19 protein-coding genes are annotated in these 19076 nt (G+C 70.0%); 10 read left to right on the top strand and 9 right to left on the bottom strand.

Features of this window, described 5'->3' with window-relative positions; genetic code table 11:
- Positions 1-6: 6 nt before the first annotated feature.
- From QZH52_RS27630 to QZH52_RS27610, 5 genes are all read right to left on the bottom strand, one after another.
- Positions 7-621 carry a PqiC family protein gene (locus QZH52_RS27630; RefSeq protein ID WP_301813950.1) on the bottom strand — a complete coding sequence of 205 codons (615 nt, stop codon included), beginning with the start codon at positions 619-621 and terminating at the stop codon, positions 7-9.
- Positions 618-1601, bottom strand: coding sequence for an MlaD family protein (locus QZH52_RS27625; RefSeq protein WP_301813949.1), 984 nt, complete (start codon positions 1599-1601; stop codon positions 618-620). Before QZH52_RS27625 ends, QZH52_RS27630 begins: the two co-directional genes overlap by 4 nt.
- A complete protein-coding gene (locus QZH52_RS27620; protein ID WP_301813948.1) occupies positions 1598-2377 on the bottom strand; it encodes an ABC transporter ATP-binding protein in 780 nt (259 codons plus the stop codon). Before QZH52_RS27620 ends, QZH52_RS27625 begins: the two co-directional genes overlap by 4 nt.
- A gap of 1 nt (position 2378) precedes the next feature.
- Positions 2379-3188: an MlaE family ABC transporter permease gene (locus QZH52_RS27615; protein ID WP_286534521.1), complete on the bottom strand. Its 810-nt coding sequence runs from the start codon at positions 3186-3188 to the stop codon at positions 2379-2381.
- Between the two features lie 93 nt (positions 3189-3281).
- Positions 3282-3473, bottom strand: a complete 192-nt coding sequence (locus QZH52_RS27610; protein ID WP_301813945.1) for a hypothetical protein — start codon at positions 3471-3473, stop codon at positions 3282-3284.
- Between the two features lie 240 nt (positions 3474-3713).
- Between QZH52_RS27610 and QZH52_RS27605 the strand changes: the two genes are divergently transcribed.
- From QZH52_RS27605 to QZH52_RS27580, 6 genes are read left to right on the top strand one after another with little or no spacing between them, the layout of a single operon-like run.
- The gene (locus QZH52_RS27605; RefSeq protein WP_301813944.1) at positions 3714-4610 is read left to right on the top strand and encodes a branched-chain amino acid ABC transporter permease; all 897 of its coding nucleotides are present in this window, start codon (positions 3714-3716) and stop codon (positions 4608-4610) included.
- Positions 4607-5683 (top strand): branched-chain amino acid ABC transporter permease, encoded by a 1077-nt coding sequence (locus QZH52_RS27600; protein WP_301813941.1) that lies wholly within the window; start codon positions 4607-4609, stop codon positions 5681-5683. Before QZH52_RS27605 ends, QZH52_RS27600 begins: the two co-directional genes overlap by 4 nt.
- Positions 5683-6441: an ABC transporter ATP-binding protein gene (locus QZH52_RS27595; RefSeq protein WP_301813940.1), complete on the top strand. Its 759-nt coding sequence runs from the start codon at positions 5683-5685 to the stop codon at positions 6439-6441. Before QZH52_RS27600 ends, QZH52_RS27595 begins: the two co-directional genes overlap by 1 nt.
- Positions 6442-6444: 3 nt before the next feature.
- Positions 6445-7230, top strand: a complete 786-nt coding sequence (locus tag QZH52_RS27590; protein WP_301813939.1) for an ABC transporter ATP-binding protein — start codon at positions 6445-6447, stop codon at positions 7228-7230.
- 35 nt (positions 7231-7265) lie between these two features.
- On the top strand, positions 7266-8459 hold the full coding sequence (locus tag QZH52_RS27585; protein WP_301813937.1) for an ABC transporter substrate-binding protein: 1194 nt from the start codon (positions 7266-7268) through the stop codon (positions 8457-8459).
- A complete protein-coding gene (locus QZH52_RS27580) occupies positions 8456-10156 on the top strand; it encodes an AMP-dependent synthetase/ligase (protein ID WP_301813935.1) in 1701 nt (566 codons plus the stop codon). The genes QZH52_RS27585 and QZH52_RS27580 overlap by 4 nt, the downstream gene beginning before the upstream one ends.
- Here QZH52_RS27580 and QZH52_RS27575 read toward each other — a convergent pair.
- From QZH52_RS27575 to QZH52_RS27565, 3 genes are all read right to left on the bottom strand, one after another.
- The gene (locus tag QZH52_RS27575) at positions 10153-11139 is read right to left on the bottom strand and encodes an NAD(P)H-dependent flavin oxidoreductase (protein ID WP_301813933.1); all 987 of its coding nucleotides are present in this window, start codon (positions 11137-11139) and stop codon (positions 10153-10155) included. The genes QZH52_RS27580 and QZH52_RS27575 overlap by 4 nt on opposite strands.
- Before the next feature lie 21 nt (positions 11140-11160).
- A complete protein-coding gene (locus tag QZH52_RS27570) occupies positions 11161-11901 on the bottom strand; it encodes an SDR family oxidoreductase (RefSeq protein ID WP_286369848.1) in 741 nt (246 codons plus the stop codon).
- Between the two features lie 99 nt (positions 11902-12000).
- The gene (locus QZH52_RS27565) at positions 12001-12597 is read right to left on the bottom strand and encodes a TetR/AcrR family transcriptional regulator (protein ID WP_286534503.1); all 597 of its coding nucleotides are present in this window, start codon (positions 12595-12597) and stop codon (positions 12001-12003) included.
- A gap of 88 nt (positions 12598-12685) precedes the next feature.
- On the opposite strand from QZH52_RS27565, the gene QZH52_RS27560 reads away from it, so the two are divergent.
- Genes QZH52_RS27560 through QZH52_RS27550 form a run of 3 tightly spaced genes read left to right on the top strand, consistent with a single transcriptional unit; the run spans position 12686 to position 16702 of the window.
- Entirely contained in the window at positions 12686-13279 is a 594-nt protein-coding gene (locus tag QZH52_RS27560) for a 2-hydroxychromene-2-carboxylate isomerase (RefSeq protein ID WP_301813931.1), read from the top strand.
- A gap of 31 nt (positions 13280-13310) precedes the next feature.
- Positions 13311-14927: an AMP-binding protein gene (locus QZH52_RS27555; RefSeq protein ID WP_301813930.1), complete on the top strand. Its 1617-nt coding sequence runs from the start codon at positions 13311-13313 to the stop codon at positions 14925-14927.
- Positions 14924-16702: an acyl-CoA dehydrogenase gene (locus QZH52_RS27550; RefSeq protein WP_301813929.1), complete on the top strand. Its 1779-nt coding sequence runs from the start codon at positions 14924-14926 to the stop codon at positions 16700-16702. The genes QZH52_RS27555 and QZH52_RS27550 overlap by 4 nt, the downstream gene beginning before the upstream one ends.
- A gap of 16 nt (positions 16703-16718) precedes the next feature.
- Here QZH52_RS27550 and QZH52_RS27545 read toward each other — a convergent pair whose 3' ends face one another.
- Positions 16719-17564: an IclR family transcriptional regulator gene (locus QZH52_RS27545; protein WP_301813928.1), complete on the bottom strand. Its 846-nt coding sequence runs from the start codon at positions 17562-17564 to the stop codon at positions 16719-16721.
- A gap of 140 nt (positions 17565-17704) precedes the next feature.
- Here QZH52_RS27545 and QZH52_RS27540 point away from each other — a divergent pair, with 140 nt between their 5' ends.
- Positions 17705-19075, top strand: coding sequence for a Rieske 2Fe-2S domain-containing protein (locus QZH52_RS27540; protein ID WP_301813927.1), 1371 nt, complete (start codon positions 17705-17707; stop codon positions 19073-19075).
- Position 19076: the final 1 nt, after the last annotated feature.

Genomic DNA, 19076 nt, shown 5'->3' with positions numbered 1-19076 from the left:
GCCCGTTCAGGGCGCCTTGGCGACCGCGGCCGCCGCATCGGCGGCGACGCGCCGCAGCAGTTCGGTCACCGTGGCGGCTTGCGATTGCGGCGTGTCGGCAGCGCCCGCGATGTCGTACTCGAACCCGCCGCCCTGCAGCAGGCGCGGCACGCGTTCGGTGCTCCACAGCATGATGCGGGCGCTCGCCTTCAGGCGCCGTTCGCCGCGGACGTAGTCCATGCGCGTCAACACCACCTGCAGCGACGCGGCGGGCGACTGCTCGCTGCAGTTGGCCTCGCACAGGCGCCAGCCGGGCAGGCGCTCGCGCAGCGCCGCATTGAATTCGCGCCCGACGCCGACCTCGATCCGCTCGGCCCAGAAGGCATCGGGCCATTCGCCCAGCGTGCTGGCCTCGGCCCGGTAGCGCACCCGGCGTGCCACCAGGTATTCCGGAATCTCGGGCCGTCCAACGGCCAGCACGCGCGGTGTGCCCGTCGGCGCCGGCATGGCGGCGGCTGGCGCCGAAGACACCGCCGGCGGCAGTGTCAGCAGCATCGGCGGGGGCGCCGAGGCACAGCCCGCCAACAGGGCCGCCAGCGCGGCGTGCATGGGCCAGGCCGTCCATCGTTTCAGTACAGTCATTGGCGTGGGTTCCCGAAGATGATGGCGTTGGGCCGCTCCTCGAGCTGCTCGCTCAAGGAGCGCAGGCTGCGCGCCGCCTGTGAAAGATCGCTGAGCGTGGCGTCGAAGTCGCCGCGCAAGGGGGCGCCGGGTGCCGCCATGTCGGCCAGCCGCTCCATCGCCAGCTTGGCGGTCTCCGACGCCTGGCGGGCGCCGACCAGGGTGCGCTGCAGTTCCGGCTGGGCCGCCAGCACCGTTTGCTGGGAGCTGTCGGCCAGCTGCGTGATCGCTTTCAGCGTCGCCTGCGAGCTGCCCTGCACCTGCCGGATGGCCTCGGTCGCGACGGCCAGGGTCTTGCGCGACTCGACGGCGGTGAGATCGAGTTGCCGGGCGGCGCCGCCGAGCACGCCCTGGGCGCTGTCCAGCGTCTTCTGCACCGACGCCAGCGTCGCCTCCAGGGCCTGGATCGCCTGGCGCATGTCGGCCACCGTGTCGCGCAGCGGCAGGTTGGCGACCTGGTCGATCAGGGCGCCGAAACGGTCGGCCACCGCCGGAATCTCGGTGGCGCCCGGGCCGCCGAGCAGCGTGTCGGGCGTGTCCGGCAGGAAATCGAGCTCGATGGCCTTCTGCCCGGTCACGATGCTCTGCGAGGCCAGCCGGGCGCGCAGGCCCCGCTGCACCAGCTCCGGCAGGGCGGGGACCTTGTCCTTGGCGTCGGTCAGCCGCAGCGCGCTGGGCTGCAGCCGCAAGGTGACCGGGACCGTGGTCTTGAGCGAGATCGGGTCCATGAGGATGCCGATGTCGGTCACCTGCCCGATCGTGACGCCCCGGAAGGTCACCGGTGCGCCCACCGACAGCCCGCTCACGTTGCCCTGGTAGAACACGCGGGCGCGTTGTTGCCGGGTGAAGAGGTCGTTGCCGCTGAGCCAGAGGATGGCCGCGACCGTGATCACGAGGGCGGCGACGACGAAGCCGCCGATCAGCAGGGCATTGCGTTTCATGGGGTGGCCTCGGTTGCGGCAGGCGCGGCCGGCGGCGGCACCTCCCGATGGAGAAAGGCATGCACCGTCGGGTGCACGTCCTGCCGGGCGAGTTCGCGCGGGCAGCCGTGGGCGATCGGCCGCTTGCTGTCGGCGTCGAGGAAGATGCCGTCGTCCGCGATCGCGAACAGGCTCGGCAGTTCGTGGCTCACGAAGACCACGGCGGCACCGGTGCGGTGACGGATGTCGAGGATCAGGTCGTCGAGCCGGCGCGAGCTGATCGGGTCGAGGCCGGCCGAGGGCTCGTCGAGGAACAGCAGCGGCGGCTCGGCGGCGATGGCGCGCGCCAGGCCGGCGCGCTTCTTCATGCCGCCGCTGAGCGAAGCGGGATAGAAGTTCGCGAACTCGCCCAGTTCGACCCACTCGAGCACTTCGCGCGCCTTGGCGTCGCGCTGCTTCGCGTCGAGCCGGGTCTGGCGCGCGAGCGGCAGGCAGACGTTTTCGAGCACCGTCATCGACGACCACAGGGCGGCGCTCTGGAACAGCATGCCTAAGCGCGAACGCAGGGCGTTGCGCTGGGCGTCGTCGCTGGCCCAGAAGTCGACGCCGTCGTAGGTGACCGTGCCGGAGGCCGGCGGCAGCAGGCCCACCAGGTGCTTGAGCAAGGTGCTCTTGCCGCAGCCGCTGCCGCCCATGACGGCGAAGATGCAGCCCTTCTCGACCTTGAGCGAGATGTCCTTCTGGATCAGGCGGCTGCCGAACTGCATGACGAGCTGGTCCACGGCGAGCAGGCTCATGTCAGATGTCCAGCGCGTTGGCGCAGACGGCGAAGATGGCGTCTAGCACGATGATGCCGACGATGCTGGTCACCACCGCGCCGGTGGTCGCGACGCCGACGCCGGCAGCGTTGCGCTGGGCCCGCAGGCCGTAGTAGCAGCCGACCATGCCGACCAGGGCGCCGAAGGTCACCGACTTGCCGATGCCCAGGCCCAGGTGGGTCCAGGTGAGCGACTCGGCGGTGCGCTGCAGGTAGGCGGTCGCCGACAAGTCGAGCATGGCGGCCGCGACGATCATCCCGCCCAGCAGGCCGGCCACGCAGGCGAAGATGTACAGCAGCGGCATCATCAGCAGCAGCGAGCCCACCCGGGGCAGCACCAGGAAGTCGATCGCGGTCAGGCCCAGCACCTCGAGCGCGTCGACCTCCTCGTTGGCCTGCATGGTCGCGATCTCGGCCGCGAAGGCGGCGCCGGTGCGCCCGGCGATGACGACCGCCGTGATGATCGCGGCCATTTCGCGTGCGACCGCGATGGCCACCAGGTCGGCGACGAAGATGCCGGCGCCGAACTTGGCCAGCTGCACCGCGCCGACGAACGCCAGGATCGCGCCCACCAGCAGGTTCACGACCAGGACGATGGCCACCGCCCGCGCGCTGCAGTCGGCCAGGACGCGGCCGAGATCCTCGCGGCGGAAGGTCCAATGCCCGCGCATCGCGGCGCCGGCAGACAGCAGCACCTCGCCGAGAAAGCGCACCGGCCGCTCGAGCGGACCGGCGGCCGACCGCAGCAGGGTGCCGAGAGTCTGGCGCGGGGAGAGTGAGGGCTGGGGCATTCGACGGACGGTGGTTGGCCCGCCGATGGTAGCGAATGCCTCAGGTCGTGGCGGTGGCTCCGCAGCGCTCGCGGCGACGCGGCCGGGCGCCGGCTACCACTCGCCGACTTCGCGCAGGCGCTGGTCGGGCTCGAGCTGCTCGAACCGCTCCCGGGCCCGCAGGGCCCGGCGCCGATCGGTCCCGACCAGCGTGCCCAGCTTGCGCGACAGCGCCTCGGCGATGGAACGCCGCGTCGTGGGCTTGGGCGTGCGGCCGGCGCGGATCGAGCGGATGCGGCTGTTCATGGTCATTTCCTTGGCTGAGTTCCGATGATCCTCAACATCGGCGACTTGTCCATGACAGCACAGGGCCTTCGGAAAAATCCGCCCTTCGTTCGTGCATATCGCACACCCGCCGTGGCGGTCTGTCGACGCCCGCGGCGCCCGGCGCGCTCCGCACGGACCCTGGGACTAACCACTAGAGACGCGGGCCCCCGCATGTCCTTATAGTCTGTCGATCGTTTAGTTAACGATCGTTAGGACACAATGGGTGCATTCGATTCAGCGTCGCTGTCGCAGTTCGTCCAGCTGGGCCTGCAAGGCATTTCAACCGGCGCCATCTACAGCCTGGTGGCGCTCGGGCTGGTGCTCGGCTACAAGGCCACCGAAGTGCTGAACTTCGCCCATGGCGACGTGCTGATGCTGTCGTCCTTCGCGGCCTGGTACTTCATCGCCGAGGCCGGGTTGTCGTTCTGGTTCGCGCTGCCGCTGGTGGTGCTGCTGGCGGCGCTGCTGTGCTGGCTGCTCGAGGCCCGCGTGATGCGCGCCATCGTCGGCCAGCCGCAGTTCGCGGGCGTGATGCTGACCATCGGCATCGGCTTCATGATCCGCGGCGGCACCAGCATGGTGTTCGGTCCGGACTCGCGCAGCTACCCGACGCCCTGGACCGGGCACGCCACCACGCTGGGCGGCGCCATCGTCGCCGACCTCAACCTGGTGATCATCGCGGCGGCACTGGGCGTGACGGCGCTGCTGTTCGTCTTCCTGCAGCGCACCGCGCTCGGCGTGGCGATCCAGGCCTCGTCGCAGAACCAGCTGGCCTCCTACCTGTGCGGGGTGCGCGTCAAGCGGCTCAACTCGCTGGTGTGGGCGATATCGGGGGCCATCGCGGCGCTCTGCGGCATCCTGCTGGCACCGATCTCGCTGGTCGACCTGAGCCTGTGGTTCGTGATGCTGAAGGCGCTGGCGGCCCTGGTGCTCGGCGGCTTCGGCAGCGTGCCCGGGGCCATCCTCGGCGGCCTGCTGATCGGGCTGATCGAGCAGTTCTCGGGCGTCTACCTGCCCGACGGCTTCAAGGACGTCATGCCCTACCTGGTGCTGATCGCCGTGCTGGTGTTCTTCCCGCGCGGGCTGATCGGCGAAGCGCACGGGAGGCGGGTATGAGCCGCAGCCACTACCAGACCAGCTACGCCGAGGGGCGGGCGCTTCTGCGCACGCGCGAGCAGCGGCTGCTTTACGGTGCGCTGGCGGCGGCGCTGGTGGTCGCGCCGTTCGCGATCCCGACCTTCTATGTCGGCGAGGCCTCGTTCATCTTCATCATGTGCATCGCCAGCCTGGGATTGATGACCCTGACCGGCTTCACGGGCCAGGTGTCGCTGGGGCAGGCCGCCTTCCTCGGCATCGGCGCCTACACCCACGCGCAACTGCTGACGCTGGGCCTGCCGCTGCCCCTGTCGCTGCTCGCGGCCGCCTTCACGGCCGGGCTGGCCGGGCTGGCGGTCGGCCTGCCGGCGATCCGGGTCTCGGGGCTCCACCTGGCGGTGGTGACGCTGGCCTTCGCGATCGTGACCGAGCACGTCGCCGGCCGATGGAAATCCGTGACCGGTGGCCACAGCGGCCTCGCGGTGCCCGACCCCGTGCTGTTCGGCTTCAGCCTCGGCGGACCGCTGCCCTTCTATTTCCTCTGCCTCGCGATGCTGGCGCTGGTGCTCTGGCTGCTGCTCAACCTGATGCGCTCGGCCACGGGGCGCGCCTTCGTCGGCGTGCGCGATTCCGAAGCCGCGGCCCAGGGCCTGGGCATCCACGTGGCGCGCACCAAGGTGCTGGCCTTCGTGATCTCCGCGGCCGTGTCGGGCCTGGCCGGCGCGCTGCTGGCCCACCAGACCCAGTTCATCACGCCCGAGAGCTTCGGCCTCGCGCTGTCGCTGCAACTGGTGCTGATGGTCTTCATCGGCGGCATGGGCAGCCTGCGCGGCGCGATCTTCGGCGCCCTGCTGATCGGCATGCTGCCGTCGCTGATCTCGCTCGCCAAGCCGCTGCTGCCGTCGCGCATCGGCAGCCAGTTCGGGCTCGAGCTGTTCGTCTATGGCGCGGTGCTGGTGTTCTTCGTGCTGCTCGAGCCGCGCGGCATCAACGGCCGCTGGGTCCGCATCCGCGGCGCGCTCGACGAGTTTCCGCTGCGCCGGCGCGGCGGCTTCCGGCGCCAGAAGGCCTACATGCGATCGGAGCGTGGCTGATGGCGTTCTTCGAAGTCGACCAGTTGAGCCTGTCCTTCGGTGGCGTGCGCGCGGTGCGCGACGTCAGCTTCGAGGTGGCGCAGGGCGAGGTGTTCGCCATCATCGGCCCCAATGGCGCCGGCAAGACCTCGGTGTTCAACCTGATCACGCGGGTGTTCGACGCCAGCGCCGGCTCGGTGCGGCTGCTGGGCCGGGAGATCACCGGCGTGGCTCGGCACGACGTGGTGCGACATGGCATCGCGCGGACCTTCCAGAACATCGAGCTGTTCGAAGGCGCGACCGTGCTCGACAACCTGATGCTGGGCCGCCACTGTGCCCCGCACGGCAGCCTGCTGGCGCAGCTGTTCGACCTGCCGGTGGTGCGCCGCGCCGAGACCGCGACGCGCGAGGTGGTCGAGGACGTGATCGCGCTGCTCGACCTGGCGCCGCATCGCATGAGCCTGGTCGCCGGACTGCCGTACGGCATCCGCAAGATTGTCGAGCTGGGCCGCGCGCTGGTGGCGGGGCCGAAGCTGCTGCTGCTCGACGAACCGGCCTCGGGCCTGAACCCGGAGGAGACCCACGAGCTGGCCCACTGGATCCGCGACATCAGCGATGCGCTGGGCATCACGGTGGTCATGGTCGAGCACGACATGTCGCTGGTCTCGGCCGTGGCCGACCGCGTGCTGGTGATGGAGCAGGGCCAGGTCCTGACCTCGGGCACCCCGGCCGAGGTGCAGTCCGATCCGCGCGTCATCGCCGCCTACCTGGGAGCCTGAGACATGACTGCACTGCTGAGCGTGCGCAACATCGAGACCTGGTACGGGCCGGTCAATGCCATCCGCGGCATCAGCCTGGAGGTCCGGCCCGGGCGAATCGTGGCGGTGCTGGGTGCCAACGGCGCCGGCAAGACCACGCTGCTCAACACCATCGCCGGCGTGATCGACCCGGCCAAGGGCAGCATCGAGTTCGAGGGCCGGCGCATCGACGGCCGCGACGCCGATGCGGTGGCGCGGGCGGGCGTGGTGCTGGTGCCCGAGGGGCGGCAGGTGTTCACCTTCCTGAGCGTGCTGGAGAACCTGCGGATGGGCGCCTTCGCCCGCCGGCGCGACCCCGAGGCGAAGCGCGACATCGAGCGCGTGTTCGAGTGGTTTCCGCGCCTGCGCGAGCGCCAGGGCCAGGCCGCCGGCCTGCTGTCGGGCGGCGAGCAGCAGATGGTGGCGATCGGCCGCGCCTTCATGGGCCGGCCGCGGCTGCTGCTGCTCGACGAGCCCTCGCTCGGCCTGTCGCCGCTGTTCACCAAGGAGATCTTCGCCATCGTGCAGCGCATCCGCAGCGAGACGAACACGGCCGTGCTGGTGGTCGAGCAGAACGCCGCGATCGCGCTGGCCACCGCCGACGATGGCTACATCGTCGAGCTCGGCCGCATCGTCGCGGCCGACAGCTGCGCCAGGCTGCGCGAGCGCGACGACGTGCGCGACTTCTATCTCGGCGGCGCCGGCGGCCATGCGGCGCCCGGTGCCGCGCAGGCCGCCCGGCCGCAGCGCCGCGGCGCCAGCTGGCGCTAGGGCCCATTCCCTTCGATCACTTCAGGAGACATCCCATGAGCCTTCGCCGTCGTACCCTGCTGAGCTCCGGCCTGGCCGGCCTCGCCCCTGCCTTTCTCAGCGCGCCCGCGCGTGCCGCCGGCGTCAGCAGCGGCGAGATCGTGCTCGGCACGCACCTCGACCTGTCGGGCCCGGCCGCCATCACGATGCCGCCGATCCGCAACGGACTGCAGATGCGTGTCGACGAGGCCAACGAGGCCGGTGGCATCCATGGCCGCAAGCTGCGCTTCGTGATCGAGGACAACGGCAGCCAGCCGCCACAGGCGGTGCGGGTGGTCGACAAGCTGATCCGCCGCGACGAGGTCTTCGCGCTGTTGTGCCCCTTCGGCTCCGGCCCAGGCGTGGCCACGGTCAAGAAGACGGTCGATGCCGGCGTGATCTGCTTTGCGCCCTACGGCGCGGCGGCGCTGATCCGCAAGGCCTCGGGCGACTCGCCGCTGCTGTTCACGGCCAACCTGCACTACGACACGACCACGGCCGCGGGCCTGAAATGGACACTTGCCAAGCTGGGCAGCAAGAAGGTCGGATTCATCTACCAGGAAGGACCGTTCGGCGACCTGGTCGGCAAGGGCGTCAAGGAGGGCCTGGCCGCCAAGGGGATGGCGCTGGCCGCCGAGGCTGGCTACAAGGTCGGTGACATCGATTTCTCGTCGCAGGTGGCGCGCATGCGGGCCGCCGGCGTCGACCTGATCGTGGGCGCCACCACCACCCGCGAAACCATCGCGGTCGCGGCCGAGGTCAAGAAGCTGGGCTGGAGCGGGGTCAATGTGCTGACCGCGAGCCCGGGCCGCGCCGGCACCACGCTGAGCATCGGCAAGGCCTCGGTCGAGGGCCTGTACGGCATCGGCGGCTGGCGCATCACGCCGGCTTCGGCGCAGGGTCCGGCACTCAAGCGCTGGTCCGATAGCTACCGCAAGCGCTTCAACATGGAGCCCGACGATGTCGCGCTGGTCTTCTACGACTATGCCTCGTGGTTCATGCAGGGCCTGCAGGCGACCGGCAAGGACCTGACCACCGCGGGCCTCGTGAAGACGCTGCAGGCCTCCAGCTTCAAGGGCGAATCGTCCTACGAGACGCAGCGCTTCAAGGACAACCACGTCGACCCCGAGTGGTGCCGCGTCGAGCAGGTGGTCGACGGCCAGTGGCTGCCGCGCTCGGAGATCATCGACCCGGCCAAAAGCAGCCTGTGAGCGCGACGGCGACGATGACGCTGCCGCAGGCCTGGCTGGCGCGCTGCCGGGCCCAGCCGGATCAGGTCGCGATGCGTCACAAGCGGCGCGGCATCTGGCGGGCGGTGACATGGAGCGAGTTCTTCGCGCAGTCGCGGGCCATCGGATTGGCGCTCGACCGGTTCGGGCTGGTGCCGGGGGAGGTGGTGTCGATCATCTCGGAGAGCCGACCCGAATGGCTCTGTGCCGACATGGCGGCCCAGGCCATGGGCTTCGTCAGCCACGGCATCTACCCGACCTGTTCGGCACGCCGCGTCGGCCGGCACCTGGCCGACGCCGGCTCCCGCGTGGCCTTCGTCGAGAACGCGGCGCAGGCGGCCAAGGTGCTGGCCTCGGCCGCGCGCCTGCCCCGCCTGGCGCGGGTGGTCACCTTCGACGAACGTGGCGTTCGAGAGCTTGGCGATGCCAGAGTGGTCGGCCTCGCGGCCTTCCTGGCGGCCGACGAGGCGGCGCCGGCCGCGCGATTCGAAGCGTGCATCGCGGCCGGGCAGGGTGGCGATACCGCCTTTCTTGCCGGCACCGCGGGCACCACCGGCACACCGCGCCTGGCGGCCTTCTCGCAGGCCGCGGCGATGCGCCAGGGGGCTGCGATGCAGGTGGCGCTGGGCACGCGCGACGGCGATCGCAGCCTGTGCTTCGTACCCTTGGCCAGCGCGGCCGAGCGCATCCTCGCGGCGGTGCTGCCGGTGCTCGGTCACGGTCTGGTGCATTTCCCGGAGAGCCCGGCCACGGTGGCCAACGACCTGCGCGAGGTGGAGCCGCACTGGGTGCACGCGCCGCCGCGTTTCTGGGAAAAGGTGCAGGCGCGCACCGAGAGCGCCGCGCTGCTCACCGCGCCGCGCGAGCGCCGGCTCTATCGCCGCAGCATCGACGGCACGGCCGGCGGCTGGCTGGCGCAGGCGGCGCGCAGGCACGTGCGCCGGTCGCTCGGACTGGCGCGGGCGCGCCAGGTGTTCAGCGGCGGGGCGCTGGCGGCTCCGGCGCTGGCGCAGTGGTATGGCGCCATCGGCGTGCCGCTGGTCGACCTCTATGAAAGCGCCGAGACCTGCGGGCCCTGCCTGCTCGGGCCGTCGGTGGCGCGCATCGCCGGCGACTGCGAGCTGCAGCTCAGGCCGGTGGCGCCGCTCGCCGGCTACTGGCGCGAGGGTGCGCTGCAGCCACCCGCGCTGTCGCACGATGGCTGGCTGCCCACCGGCGATCTCGCGGTGGCGGGCGAAGACGGCGTGCCGCGCGTCGTCGGGCGGCTGTCAGAGTCGTTCGCGATGGCCTCGGGCGATCGGGTGGCGCCGGGCGCCATCGAGGCGGCGCTGCTGGCCAGCAGCTACATCGCCGGCGCGATGCTGGTGGGCGAACAGCGCAGCCACTGCGCCTGCCTCGTGGCGCTGGAGGAGGAGAGCGTGCTGAGCTATGCGCAGGCCGAGGGCATTCCTTTCACCGACTACGCCAACCTGGTCGGCAAGCCCGAGGTGCACGCGCTGGTGCAGGCGCAGATCGACCGGCTCAACGCCGCGCTGGCCGAAGGTCGGCGCATCCGGGGCTTCGGCGTGCTGGCGCGCACGCTGTCGGCCCAGGACGAGGAGCTGACGCCGGCCCTTCGCATCCAGCGCCAGATGGCGCAGCGCAGCTTCTCCGGGCAGATCGAGGCGCTCTACGCCTAGGCCGGCTGGGCGGCCAGCATCCCGGCCAGGCGCGCGGTGATCAGGCCGTGGGCCTGGTCCATGATGCGGTCGATCAATTGCTTCACGGTCGGCACGTCGCGGATCAGCCCGGCCACCATGCCGCAGCTCCAGGCACCGGCGTCCATCTCGCCCTCGACCATCACGCGCGGATAGACGCCCGCCACCTGGTCGTAGACGTCGGAGATCTGCAGCGCGGCGCCCTTCTCGCGCTCGATCTCCAGGATGCGCTCGACGCCGGCGTTGTTCAGCACCCGCTCGGTGTTGCGCAGCGGGCGCATCACCAGGCGGGTGTCGAGCTCGCCGGCCTTCACGATCGCCTGCTTGACGTTGTCGTGCACCGGTGCTTCCTGGGTCGCGATGAAGCGCGTGCCCATGTTCATGCCGTCGGCGCCGAGCGCCAGTGCCGCCACCAGGCTGCGGCCGTCGGCCATGCCGCCGGAGGCGACGAAGGGAATGCGCAGCTCTTCGGCGGCGCGCGGCAGCAGGATCATGTTGGGCAGGTCGTCCTCGCCCGGATGGCCGCCGCACTCGAAGCCGTCGACGCTGACCGCGTCGCAGCCGATGGCCTCGGCCTTGAGCGCATGGCGCACCGAGGTGCACTTGTGGATCACCTTGATGCCGGCCGCCTTGAGCGCCGGCATGTGGGCCTCGGGGCTGCGCCCGGCGGTCTCGACCACCCGGATGCCGCCCTCGGCGATGGCGGCGATGTACTCGGGGTAGGGCGGTGCAGAGAAGGTCGGCAGGAAGGTCAGGTTGACGCCGAAGGGCTTGTCGGTCATCTCGTGGCAGCGGGCGATTTCCTTCGCGAGCAGCTCGGGCGTCTTCTGCGTCAGGCCCGTGATGAGCCCGAGCCCGCCGGCGTTCGACACCGCGGCGGCCAGCTCGGCGAAGCCGACGTAGTGCATGCCGCCCTGAATGATCGGGTGCCGGATGCCGAAGAGTTCGGTGATGCGTGTCTTCATGTTCGTGTTCCCTTCGAAGGCCTACCAGCGCTCCATGTAGGGCCGCAGGTCGAGTTCGAAGGTCCAGGCGTCGCGCGGCTGCGCGTGCAGGTGCCAGTAGTTGTCGGCGATGTGCTCGGGGTTGAGGATGCCGTCCTGCTCCTTCAGCGCGTAGCGTTCGGGGAAGCTGGTGCGGATGAACTCGGTGTCGATCGCGCCGTCGACCACGACGTGCGCGACGTGGATGTTGCGCGGCCCGAGTTCGCGCGCCATGCTTTGCGCCAGCGCCCGCAGCGCATGCTTGGCGCCGGCGAAAGCCGCGAAGTTGGCCGCGCCGCGCAGGCCGGCCGTGGCGCCCGTGAAGAGGATGGTGCCGCGGCCGCGCGTCACCATCCGCTTGGCCACTTCGCGGCCGTTCAGGAAGCCGCTGAAGCAGGCCATCTCCCAGATCTTGAAGTACTTGCGCGCTGTCTCCTCGAGGATGCTGGAGGGCACGTTGGCGCCGATGTTGAAGACCATCACCTCGATCGGTCCGTGTTCGCGCTCGACCTGTTCGACCAGCGCTATCACGTCCTCTTCCTTGCGGGCGTCGCTGCTGAAGCCGAAGGCCTGGCCGCCGGCGGCGCGGATGGCGTCGACCGTGGGCTGCAGCTTGTCGGCCGAGCGCCGCGTGAGGCAGGCGATGTAGCCCTCTTTCGCGAAGCGGGCCGCGATGGCGCCGCCCGTTGCATCGCCGGCGCCGATCACCAGCGCGACTTTTCCCTGACCTTGCGACTCCGCCATGACTGTCTCCTTTGGATTGATGAATGAGCGTTTAGCTAAACGAACGTTAGCCAAAGGCGCGAGCGGTGTCAAGCAAGCGCGCGGCCTGCGCCAATGGAATCAGGCCTTCTTGTGGCCGGGCGAGGTCGAGCAGGGATGCTCGAGCGCATGCGCCTGGTCGATGAAGCGGCGGCTCGCGGCCAGCAGTTCCTTGCGCGTCTTGTCGCTCTCGACCGCGCGTGCCAGCACCACCGCGCCGACGCACTGCGCGATCAGCGCCCAGGCGGCGTCGGAGTCGCCGATGCGATCGCTCCAGTTCTTCTGCGTGCGCTTGAGGCTGGCCTCGACCGCGCGGCGCACCTCGGGTCCGGCGCGCGCGATCTCGGGGCCCAGGGCGGTCAGGGCGCAGCCCTGGTCGGGGTTCTCGACGTGGAAGCTGCTCAGGTAGCCGCGCAGGCAGCGCGCCACGTGGTCGGCCGGCGAGTCTTCGTTGCCGGCCAGCATGTTGGCGCTGTTGTCCACCTCTTCGCTGATCAGTGCCTCGAACAGCGCCTGCTTCGACGGGAAGTGGCTGTAGAAGGCGCCGCCGGTCATGCCGATCGCGCCCATCAGCGCATCGACGCCGGTGGACTCGAACCCGCCGCGCTTGGCGATCGCCCGGCTGCTGGCCATCAGCTTGTCGCGGACTTCTTGTTTGTGAGTGCTGGAGTAGCGCATCGGAGGCCTCGGGGGAACCCTTGTTGACAATCAAAAAACAATAACATAACTTCCGTTCAGTTAACGAACGTTTATTAAAGGAGCGGCAATGGGCAAGACGGTGGAGTTCTTTTTCGATGTGGGGAGTCCGGCTTCGTACCTGGCATGGACGCAGCTGCCGACCCTCTGCGCGGCGGCCGACGCCGAGCTGGTCTACAAGCCGATGCTGCTGGGCGGCGTCTACCAGGCGACCGGCAACGCGTCGCCCGGTGCCATTCCGGCCAAGGGCCGCTACACGGTGCGCGACTACGAGCGGCATGCGCGCAAGTACAGCGTGCCCTATGTCAACAACCCGCACTTTCCGATCATCACGCTGTTCCTGATGCGTGCCCTGACCGGCGTGCAGCTGCGGGAGCCGGAGCGCTTGCAGGATCTGCTGGCCGCCGTCTTCAAGGCGATGTGGATCGACGCGCTCGATCTCAACCAGCCGGCACTCACGGCGAAGACGCTGGCGGATGCAGGCTTCTCGCCCGAAGCCGTCCAGGCGCTGGCCGCCGACCCCGAGGTCAAGGCGGTACTCAAGGCCACCACCGACGAAGCCGTGGCGCGCGGCGTCTTCGGCGCGCCGACCAGCTTCGTCGGCGACGAGATGTTCTTCGGCCAGGACCGGATGGACATGATCCGCGAAGAGCTCGCGCGCTGAGCAAGCATCGATCACAACACCAGGAGACACCATGGAACCACGACGCTGGCATGCGGCCTATCCGCCCGGACTGGCCAACGAGATCGACCTGCCCCCTGGCGAGACGCTGGCGGCGATGCTCGACCGCGCGATCGCATCGTTCGCTGAGCGCATCGCGGTCACGGCCGGCGACGAAGCCCTGACCTATGCCGAGCTAGGCCGCCTGTCGACCCGGCTCGCGGCGCACTTCGCCGAGGCCGGCCTGCGCCAGGGCGACCGCGTCGCGCTGATGCTGCCCAACGGGCTCGCGTTCCCGATCGCCATGACCGCGATCCTGCGCAGCGGCCTGGTCGGCGTGCCGGTGAATCCGCTCTACACGCCGCGCGAACTGGCCCACCAGCTCGCCGATGCGGGCGTGCGCTGCATCGTGCTGGCCGAGGCGCTGCGCGAGGCGCTCGAAGGCGTGATCCTCGAAGCGGGCGTCGAGCAGATCCTCACGGCGCCGGCCGCGGGGCTGCTGGCCGCGATCGCGGCCGATGAGGGCGCGGCCAGCGATCCGGCGCCGCGCATGACGCTGGTCACCGCGATCGCACGTGCCGGCGCGCTGCCGATGCCGGTCGTTCGAATCGCCCCGGCCGATGCGGCCTTCCTGCAGTACACGGGCGGCACCACCGGCCTGTCGAAGGGCGCGGTGCTGACGCACCGCAGCGTCGGCGCCGGTGTGCTGCAGTCGCTGAGCTGGATCCGGCTCGCGATCGACACGCGCGCCTGGTCGATGGTGGCCCCGCTGCCGCTCTATCACATCTACCCGCTCCAGATGTCGCTGATCACCTTCCAGCTCGGCGGCGTGATGCGGCTGATCGCGAATCCGCGCGATCCGGGCGCGGTGATCGCGGAGATGAAGCGCGCGCCGTTCCTGGTCTTCATCGGCGTCAACACGCTGTTCAATGCGCTGGTCAACGCGCCCGCGCTGTCGTCGGTCGATTTCAGCGGCACCGGGCTCGTGATCGGCGCCGGCGCCTCGATTCAGCAGGCGGTGTCGCAGCGCTGGCATGCGGCGGGGGGACCGCCGATCACCGAGGCCTACGGACTCACCGAGACCTCTCCGGCAGCGACCTTCAATCCGCCCGGGCGCAACGGCTCGATCGGCATCCCGGTGCCGTCGACCGATGCCCGCATCGTCGACGACGACGGCCGGCCGGTGCCCGACGGCACGCCGGGCGAGCTGTGGCTGAAGGGCCCGCAGCTGTTCGCGGGCTACTGGCAGCGTGAGGAGGACACCCGCAAGGCGCTGACCGAGGACGGCTTCTTCCGCACCGGCGATGTGGTGGTGGCCGATGCCAGCGGCGCCATGACCATCGTCGACCGCAAGAAGGACATGATCCTGGTGTCGGGCTTCAACGTCTATCCGAACGAGATCGAAGCCGTGGTCGCGATGCACGAGGGCGTGGTCGAGTGCGCCTGCATCGGCCAGCCCGACGCGCGCTCGGGCGAGGCGCCGCACCTGTTCGTGGTCCGGCGCAGCGCGGCGCTGACGGCCGGCGAGGTCGAGGCGCACTGCCGCGCCAACCTGGCGGGGTACAAGGTGCCGCGGCAGATCAGCTTCCTGGAGGCGCTGCCGAAGTCGACGGTCGGCAAGATCCTGCGTCGCGAGTTGCGCCAGCCATGATCGGCTATACCGCCCCGCTGCGCGACCTGCGCTTCGTGCTGCATGAGTTGCTCGGTGTCTGCGCCACTTCGCCCGCCGACGGCGGCGAAGCGCTCGACCGCGAGACCCTCGACCAGATCCTCGACGCCGCCGGCACCTTCGCGGCGGAAGTGATCGCGCCGCTCAACGGCAGCGGCGACCGCGAGGGCTGCCGCATGCCGGCCCCGGGCGTCGTCCAGACGCCAGCGGGATTCCGCGAGGCCTACGAGCGCTTCTGCGCCGGCGGCTGGACCGCGCTGGCCTGCGACCCGGTGCACGGCGGGCAGGGCATGCCCTCGGTGCTCGACAACGCGCTCTACGAGATGTTCTGCGGCGCCAACATGGGCTGGGCGGCCTATCCGGGCATGTCGCACGCCGCGTACACCTGCCTGGCGACGAATGGCGACCCGGCCCAGCAGGCGCTCTACCTGCCGCGCATCGCCTCGGGTGAATGGGCCGGCACCATGTGCCTGACCGAGCCGCATGCGGGCACCGACCTGGGCCTGCTGCGCACGCGGGCCCAGCCGCGGGCCGACGGCAGCTACGCGGTCACCGGCACCAAGATCTTCATCTCGGGCGGCGAGCAAGACCTGACCGACAACATCGTGCACCTGGTGCTGGCGCGGCTGCCCGATGCGCCGCCGGGCGTGAAGGGGATCTCGCTGTTCATCGTGCCGAAGTTCCTGCCGACGGCCGCGGGCGGCGTCGGCGAGCGCAATGCGCTGGCCTGCGGCTCGATCGAGCACAAGATGGGCATCCACGGCAATGCCACCTGCACCATGAACTTCGAGGGCGCCACCGGCTGGCTGCTCGGCGAGGCCAACCGCGGCCTGGCGGCGATGTTCGTGATGATGAACCACGCGCGCATCGTGGTCGGCGTCAATGCGATCGGGTTGATGGACGCGGCCTACCAGAAGGCGCTGGGCTATGCCCGGGACCGCACGCAGGGGAGGGCGCCGACCATGGCCGCGCGCAGCGGCCCGGCGGACCCCATCGTCGCCCACGCCGACGTCCGGCGCATGCTGCTGACCCAGAAGGCGTATGTGGAGGGCACGCGAGCCTTCGCGCTCTGGGCCTCGCAGCTGGCTGATGTCCAGCATCGCGGCGCGGACCCGAAGGAGCGCGAGCGCGCCGCGAAGCTGCTTGCGCTGGCGACGCCGATCGTCAAGGCCTTCTCGAGCGAGCTTGCGGTCGAATGCACCAGCATGGCGATGCAGGTCTTCGGCGGCCATGGCTTCATCGCCGACAACGGCGTCGAACAGCATCTGCGCGATGCGCGGATCATCCCGCTGTACGAAGGGGCCAACGGCATCCAGGCGATGGACCTGCTGGGTCGCAAGGTGCTGGCCGATGGGGGCGCGGGGCTTGGCCTGTTCCTGGACGAGGTCGAGCAGTTCGCACAGGCGCAGGACGATGGCCTGCGCGGGTTCGCCGAGCCCCTGAGCGACGTGGTGGCGCTGGCCCGTCGCGCGGCGCGTGATCAGATCGAGCGGGCGGGCGCCGATCCCAACGCGGCCGGCGCCGCCGCGATGCCGTTCCTGCGCTTGATCGGCCATGTCGCACTGGCCTGGATGTGGGCGCGCATGGCGGCGTTGGCGCGGGCCCGCCAGTCGCCGGACGGCGATCCGATCTACCGCGCCAAGCTGGCCACCGCGCGCTTCTACTTCGAGCGGCTGCTGCCCGAGACGCAGTCGCTCGCCGCGGTGCTGGATGCGGATGCATCCGCATGGACGACTGGGGAACTCGATTGGCTTTGAAGATGCGCCCGGATCGTCAAGCGATCCGCGCCGCGTGGCGCAGCTGATCCACCATCGCCACGAGTTTCGGCCCGATCAGCGTCTCCATGCTGCTGCGGGTCGTGAGGTGGACCGGTCCGACGCAGTTGAAGACGATCAGTTCGCCATCGACCAGGCGGCCCATCGGCACGCCCACCGCGTGATAGTCCGGGTGCTGTTCACCGTAGGCGCTGCAGAAACCCTTCTTCGCGAACTCTTCCTGTGCCTGGCCGAGCCGCTGTTCGCAAGCCTGCCAGATGGCCGGCGTGCGAACGCGGATCTCGTTCAGCAATGACTGCCGCGTGGCCGCGTCGCAACCCGCCACGTAGGCATGGCCGATGGCGGTCGAAGCGATCGGATAGCGCAGGCCGATGTCGGAGAGCTGCGCGCCCTGCGTCGCCATCGAGCGGCTGGTCTCGACATAGACGATGCTCAATCGGTCGCGGATGCCCATCGAGACCGAGCAGCGCAGCGCGCTGGCCAGTTCGTTCATGAGCGGCCGGGCCAGCTGGCGCAAGGTGATCGAAGCCAGCAAGGGGTAGCCCAGAGAGATCACGGCCGGACCGAGCCGGTACTTGCCCGAAGGCGCGTCGGTGCGCAGGTAGCCCAGCTTGCTCAAGGTGTAGGTGAAGCGCGAGATCGTCGGGCGCGAAAGGCCCACCCGGTCTGCCAGTTCCTTGTTGCCGAGCACCGGCTTCACCGGCGTGAAGCAGCGCAGGATGTCGAGGCCGCGGGCGAGCGTGGTGGCGAACTGGCGATCGTCGGGCGCCGCGTGTTCGCCGGCCTCGTATTCGAGGTCGGCCGGCTCCTGGTCGGTCTGGTAGGCACTGGCGGCCTTGTTCATCGTGCATGTCTCCGTCTTTTTCGGGATTCTGCATGTCAAAACAGCATTCGGATATGTTGAATCGCTCACCTGTTGCGGATCGGCCGGCCCCGACACTCCATTCGACCGAGCGCCAAGAGCTTCGGCGAGGAGACAAGCCCATGATGAGCAAGGAAGACAACGAACTGCTGACCCGCACCGGACCCGGCACGCCGATGGGCGGCCTGGTGCGCCGCTTCTGGGTGCCGGTGCTGCTGTCGCGCGAGCTGCCCGAGCCCGACTGCGCGCCCAAGCGCGTGACCGTGATGGGCGAGGACCTGCTGGCCTTTCGCGACACCGAGGGCCGGGTCGGGCTGGTCGAGCCGGTATGCCCGCACCGCGGCGCCAACCTGTACTACGGGCGCAACGAGCAGTGCGGCCTGCGCTGCGTGTTCCACGGCTGGAAGTTCGACGTCAGCGGGCAGTGCGTCGACATGCCGACTGCAACGGCGGGCTCCGCGTACAAGCAGCGCATCCGCATCAAGGCCTATCCGACCCGCGAATGGGGCGACTGCGTCTGGGCCTACATGGGCGACGAGGCCGAGCCGCCCGAGCTGCCCTCGATGGCCTTCGCGCTGGTGCCGCCCTCGCACCGCTACGTGTCGAAGAAGTGGCAGGACTGCAACTGGCTGCAGTGCCTCGAAGGCGCGGTGGACACGGCGCATTTCTCGTTCCTTCACATGATCCTCGGCACCGAGGAGATGGACGAGAAGCAGGCCATCGAGCGCCTGCGCCACGCCGCGCTCGGGGCCCAGGCGGTGCGCAACGACCGCTTCCGCTGGGTGCGCGACGACCCCGCGCCGGCCTTCAGCGTCGACGAGATGGAAAGCGGCCTGGTGATCGGCGCCGCGCGCCGCGCCGACGAAGAAGACCTCTACTGGCGGATCACGCACTACCTGCTGCCCAACCATGCCCTGGCGCCGAGCGCCTTCCCGGGCGAGAACTACCACGGCCAGACCTTCGTGCCGGTGAGCGACACGAGCTGCTGGATCTACACCTACACCTGGAATCCCGAGCGTCCGCTGACCGAGGAGGAAGTCGCGATGGCACGCGGCGGCCACACGGTGCATGCCGAGGTCGACGAACACTACGTGCCCCTGCGCAATATCCGCAACGACTACCTGATCGACCGCGAGGAACAGAAGCACCGCAGCTTCACCGGCATCCGCGGCGTGTCGGAGCAGGACGCCGCGATCCAGGACAGCCAGGGCGGCATCGTCGACCGCACCCGCGAGCACCTGGGCGCCACCGACATCGGCATCGTGCGCCTGCGCAAGCTGCTGCTGCAGCAGGTGCGCGACTCGATCGCCGGCAGGGCGCCGCGCGCACTCGCGCATCCGCAGGCCTATGCCACGCATTCGGGCGGCTGGGTGGCGCACCGCTCCAAGCCGCTGTCGGAGGTCATGGTCGAACGCTTCGGTGATCCGCAGGGCAATGTCGGCGCGGCCTACGGGCTGGATGCGGATGCCGTCCAAACACAAAAGGAGACCTGAG

It is taken from the genome of Variovorax ginsengisoli, assembly GCF_030486595.1.
Classification (GTDB): domain Bacteria; phylum Pseudomonadota; class Gammaproteobacteria; order Burkholderiales; family Burkholderiaceae_C; genus Variovorax; species Variovorax ginsengisoli_B.
This window is presented reverse-complemented; position numbering and strand designations above follow the sequence as displayed.

Bases quoted from the DNA above. Each gene is read 5' to 3' on its own strand.
- QZH52_RS27575 (WP_301813933.1), bottom strand. From the start codon at position 11,139: ATGAAGACACGCATCACCGAACTCTTCGGCATCCGGCACCCGATCATT.
- QZH52_RS27555 (WP_301813930.1), top strand. From the start codon at position 13,311: ATGGAACCACGACGCTGGCATGCGGCCTATCCGCCCGGACTGGCCAAC.
- QZH52_RS27595 (WP_301813940.1), top strand. From the start codon at position 5,683: ATGGCGTTCTTCGAAGTCGACCAGTTGAGCCTGTCCTTCGGTGGCGTG.
- QZH52_RS27545 (WP_301813928.1), bottom strand. From the start codon at position 17,564: ATGAACAAGGCCGCCAGTGCCTACCAGACCGACCAGGAGCCGGCCGAC.
- QZH52_RS27605 (WP_301813944.1), top strand. From the start codon at position 3,714: ATGGGTGCATTCGATTCAGCGTCGCTGTCGCAGTTCGTCCAGCTGGGC.
- QZH52_RS27585 (WP_301813937.1), top strand. From the start codon at position 7,266: ATGAGCCTTCGCCGTCGTACCCTGCTGAGCTCCGGCCTGGCCGGCCTC.
- QZH52_RS27615 (WP_286534521.1), bottom strand. From the start codon at position 3,188: ATGCCCCAGCCCTCACTCTCCCCGCGCCAGACTCTCGGCACCCTGCTG.
- QZH52_RS27570 (WP_286369848.1), bottom strand. From the start codon at position 11,901: ATGGCGGAGTCGCAAGGTCAGGGAAAAGTCGCGCTGGTGATCGGCGCC.
- QZH52_RS27600 (WP_301813941.1), top strand. From the start codon at position 4,607: ATGAGCCGCAGCCACTACCAGACCAGCTACGCCGAGGGGCGGGCGCTT.
- QZH52_RS27560 (WP_301813931.1), top strand. From the start codon at position 12,686: ATGGGCAAGACGGTGGAGTTCTTTTTCGATGTGGGGAGTCCGGCTTCG.
- QZH52_RS27630 (WP_301813950.1), bottom strand. From the start codon at position 621: ATGACTGTACTGAAACGATGGACGGCCTGGCCCATGCACGCCGCGCTG.
- QZH52_RS27610 (WP_301813945.1), bottom strand. From the start codon at position 3,473: ATGAACAGCCGCATCCGCTCGATCCGCGCCGGCCGCACGCCCAAGCCC.
- QZH52_RS27540 (WP_301813927.1), top strand. From the start codon at position 17,705: ATGATGAGCAAGGAAGACAACGAACTGCTGACCCGCACCGGACCCGGC.
- QZH52_RS27620 (WP_301813948.1), bottom strand. From the start codon at position 2,377: ATGAGCCTGCTCGCCGTGGACCAGCTCGTCATGCAGTTCGGCAGCCGC.
- QZH52_RS27590 (WP_301813939.1), top strand. From the start codon at position 6,445: ATGACTGCACTGCTGAGCGTGCGCAACATCGAGACCTGGTACGGGCCG.
- QZH52_RS27550 (WP_301813929.1), top strand. From the start codon at position 14,924: ATGATCGGCTATACCGCCCCGCTGCGCGACCTGCGCTTCGTGCTGCAT.
- QZH52_RS27565 (WP_286534503.1), bottom strand. From the start codon at position 12,597: ATGCGCTACTCCAGCACTCACAAACAAGAAGTCCGCGACAAGCTGATG.
- QZH52_RS27625 (WP_301813949.1), bottom strand. From the start codon at position 1,601: ATGAAACGCAATGCCCTGCTGATCGGCGGCTTCGTCGTCGCCGCCCTC.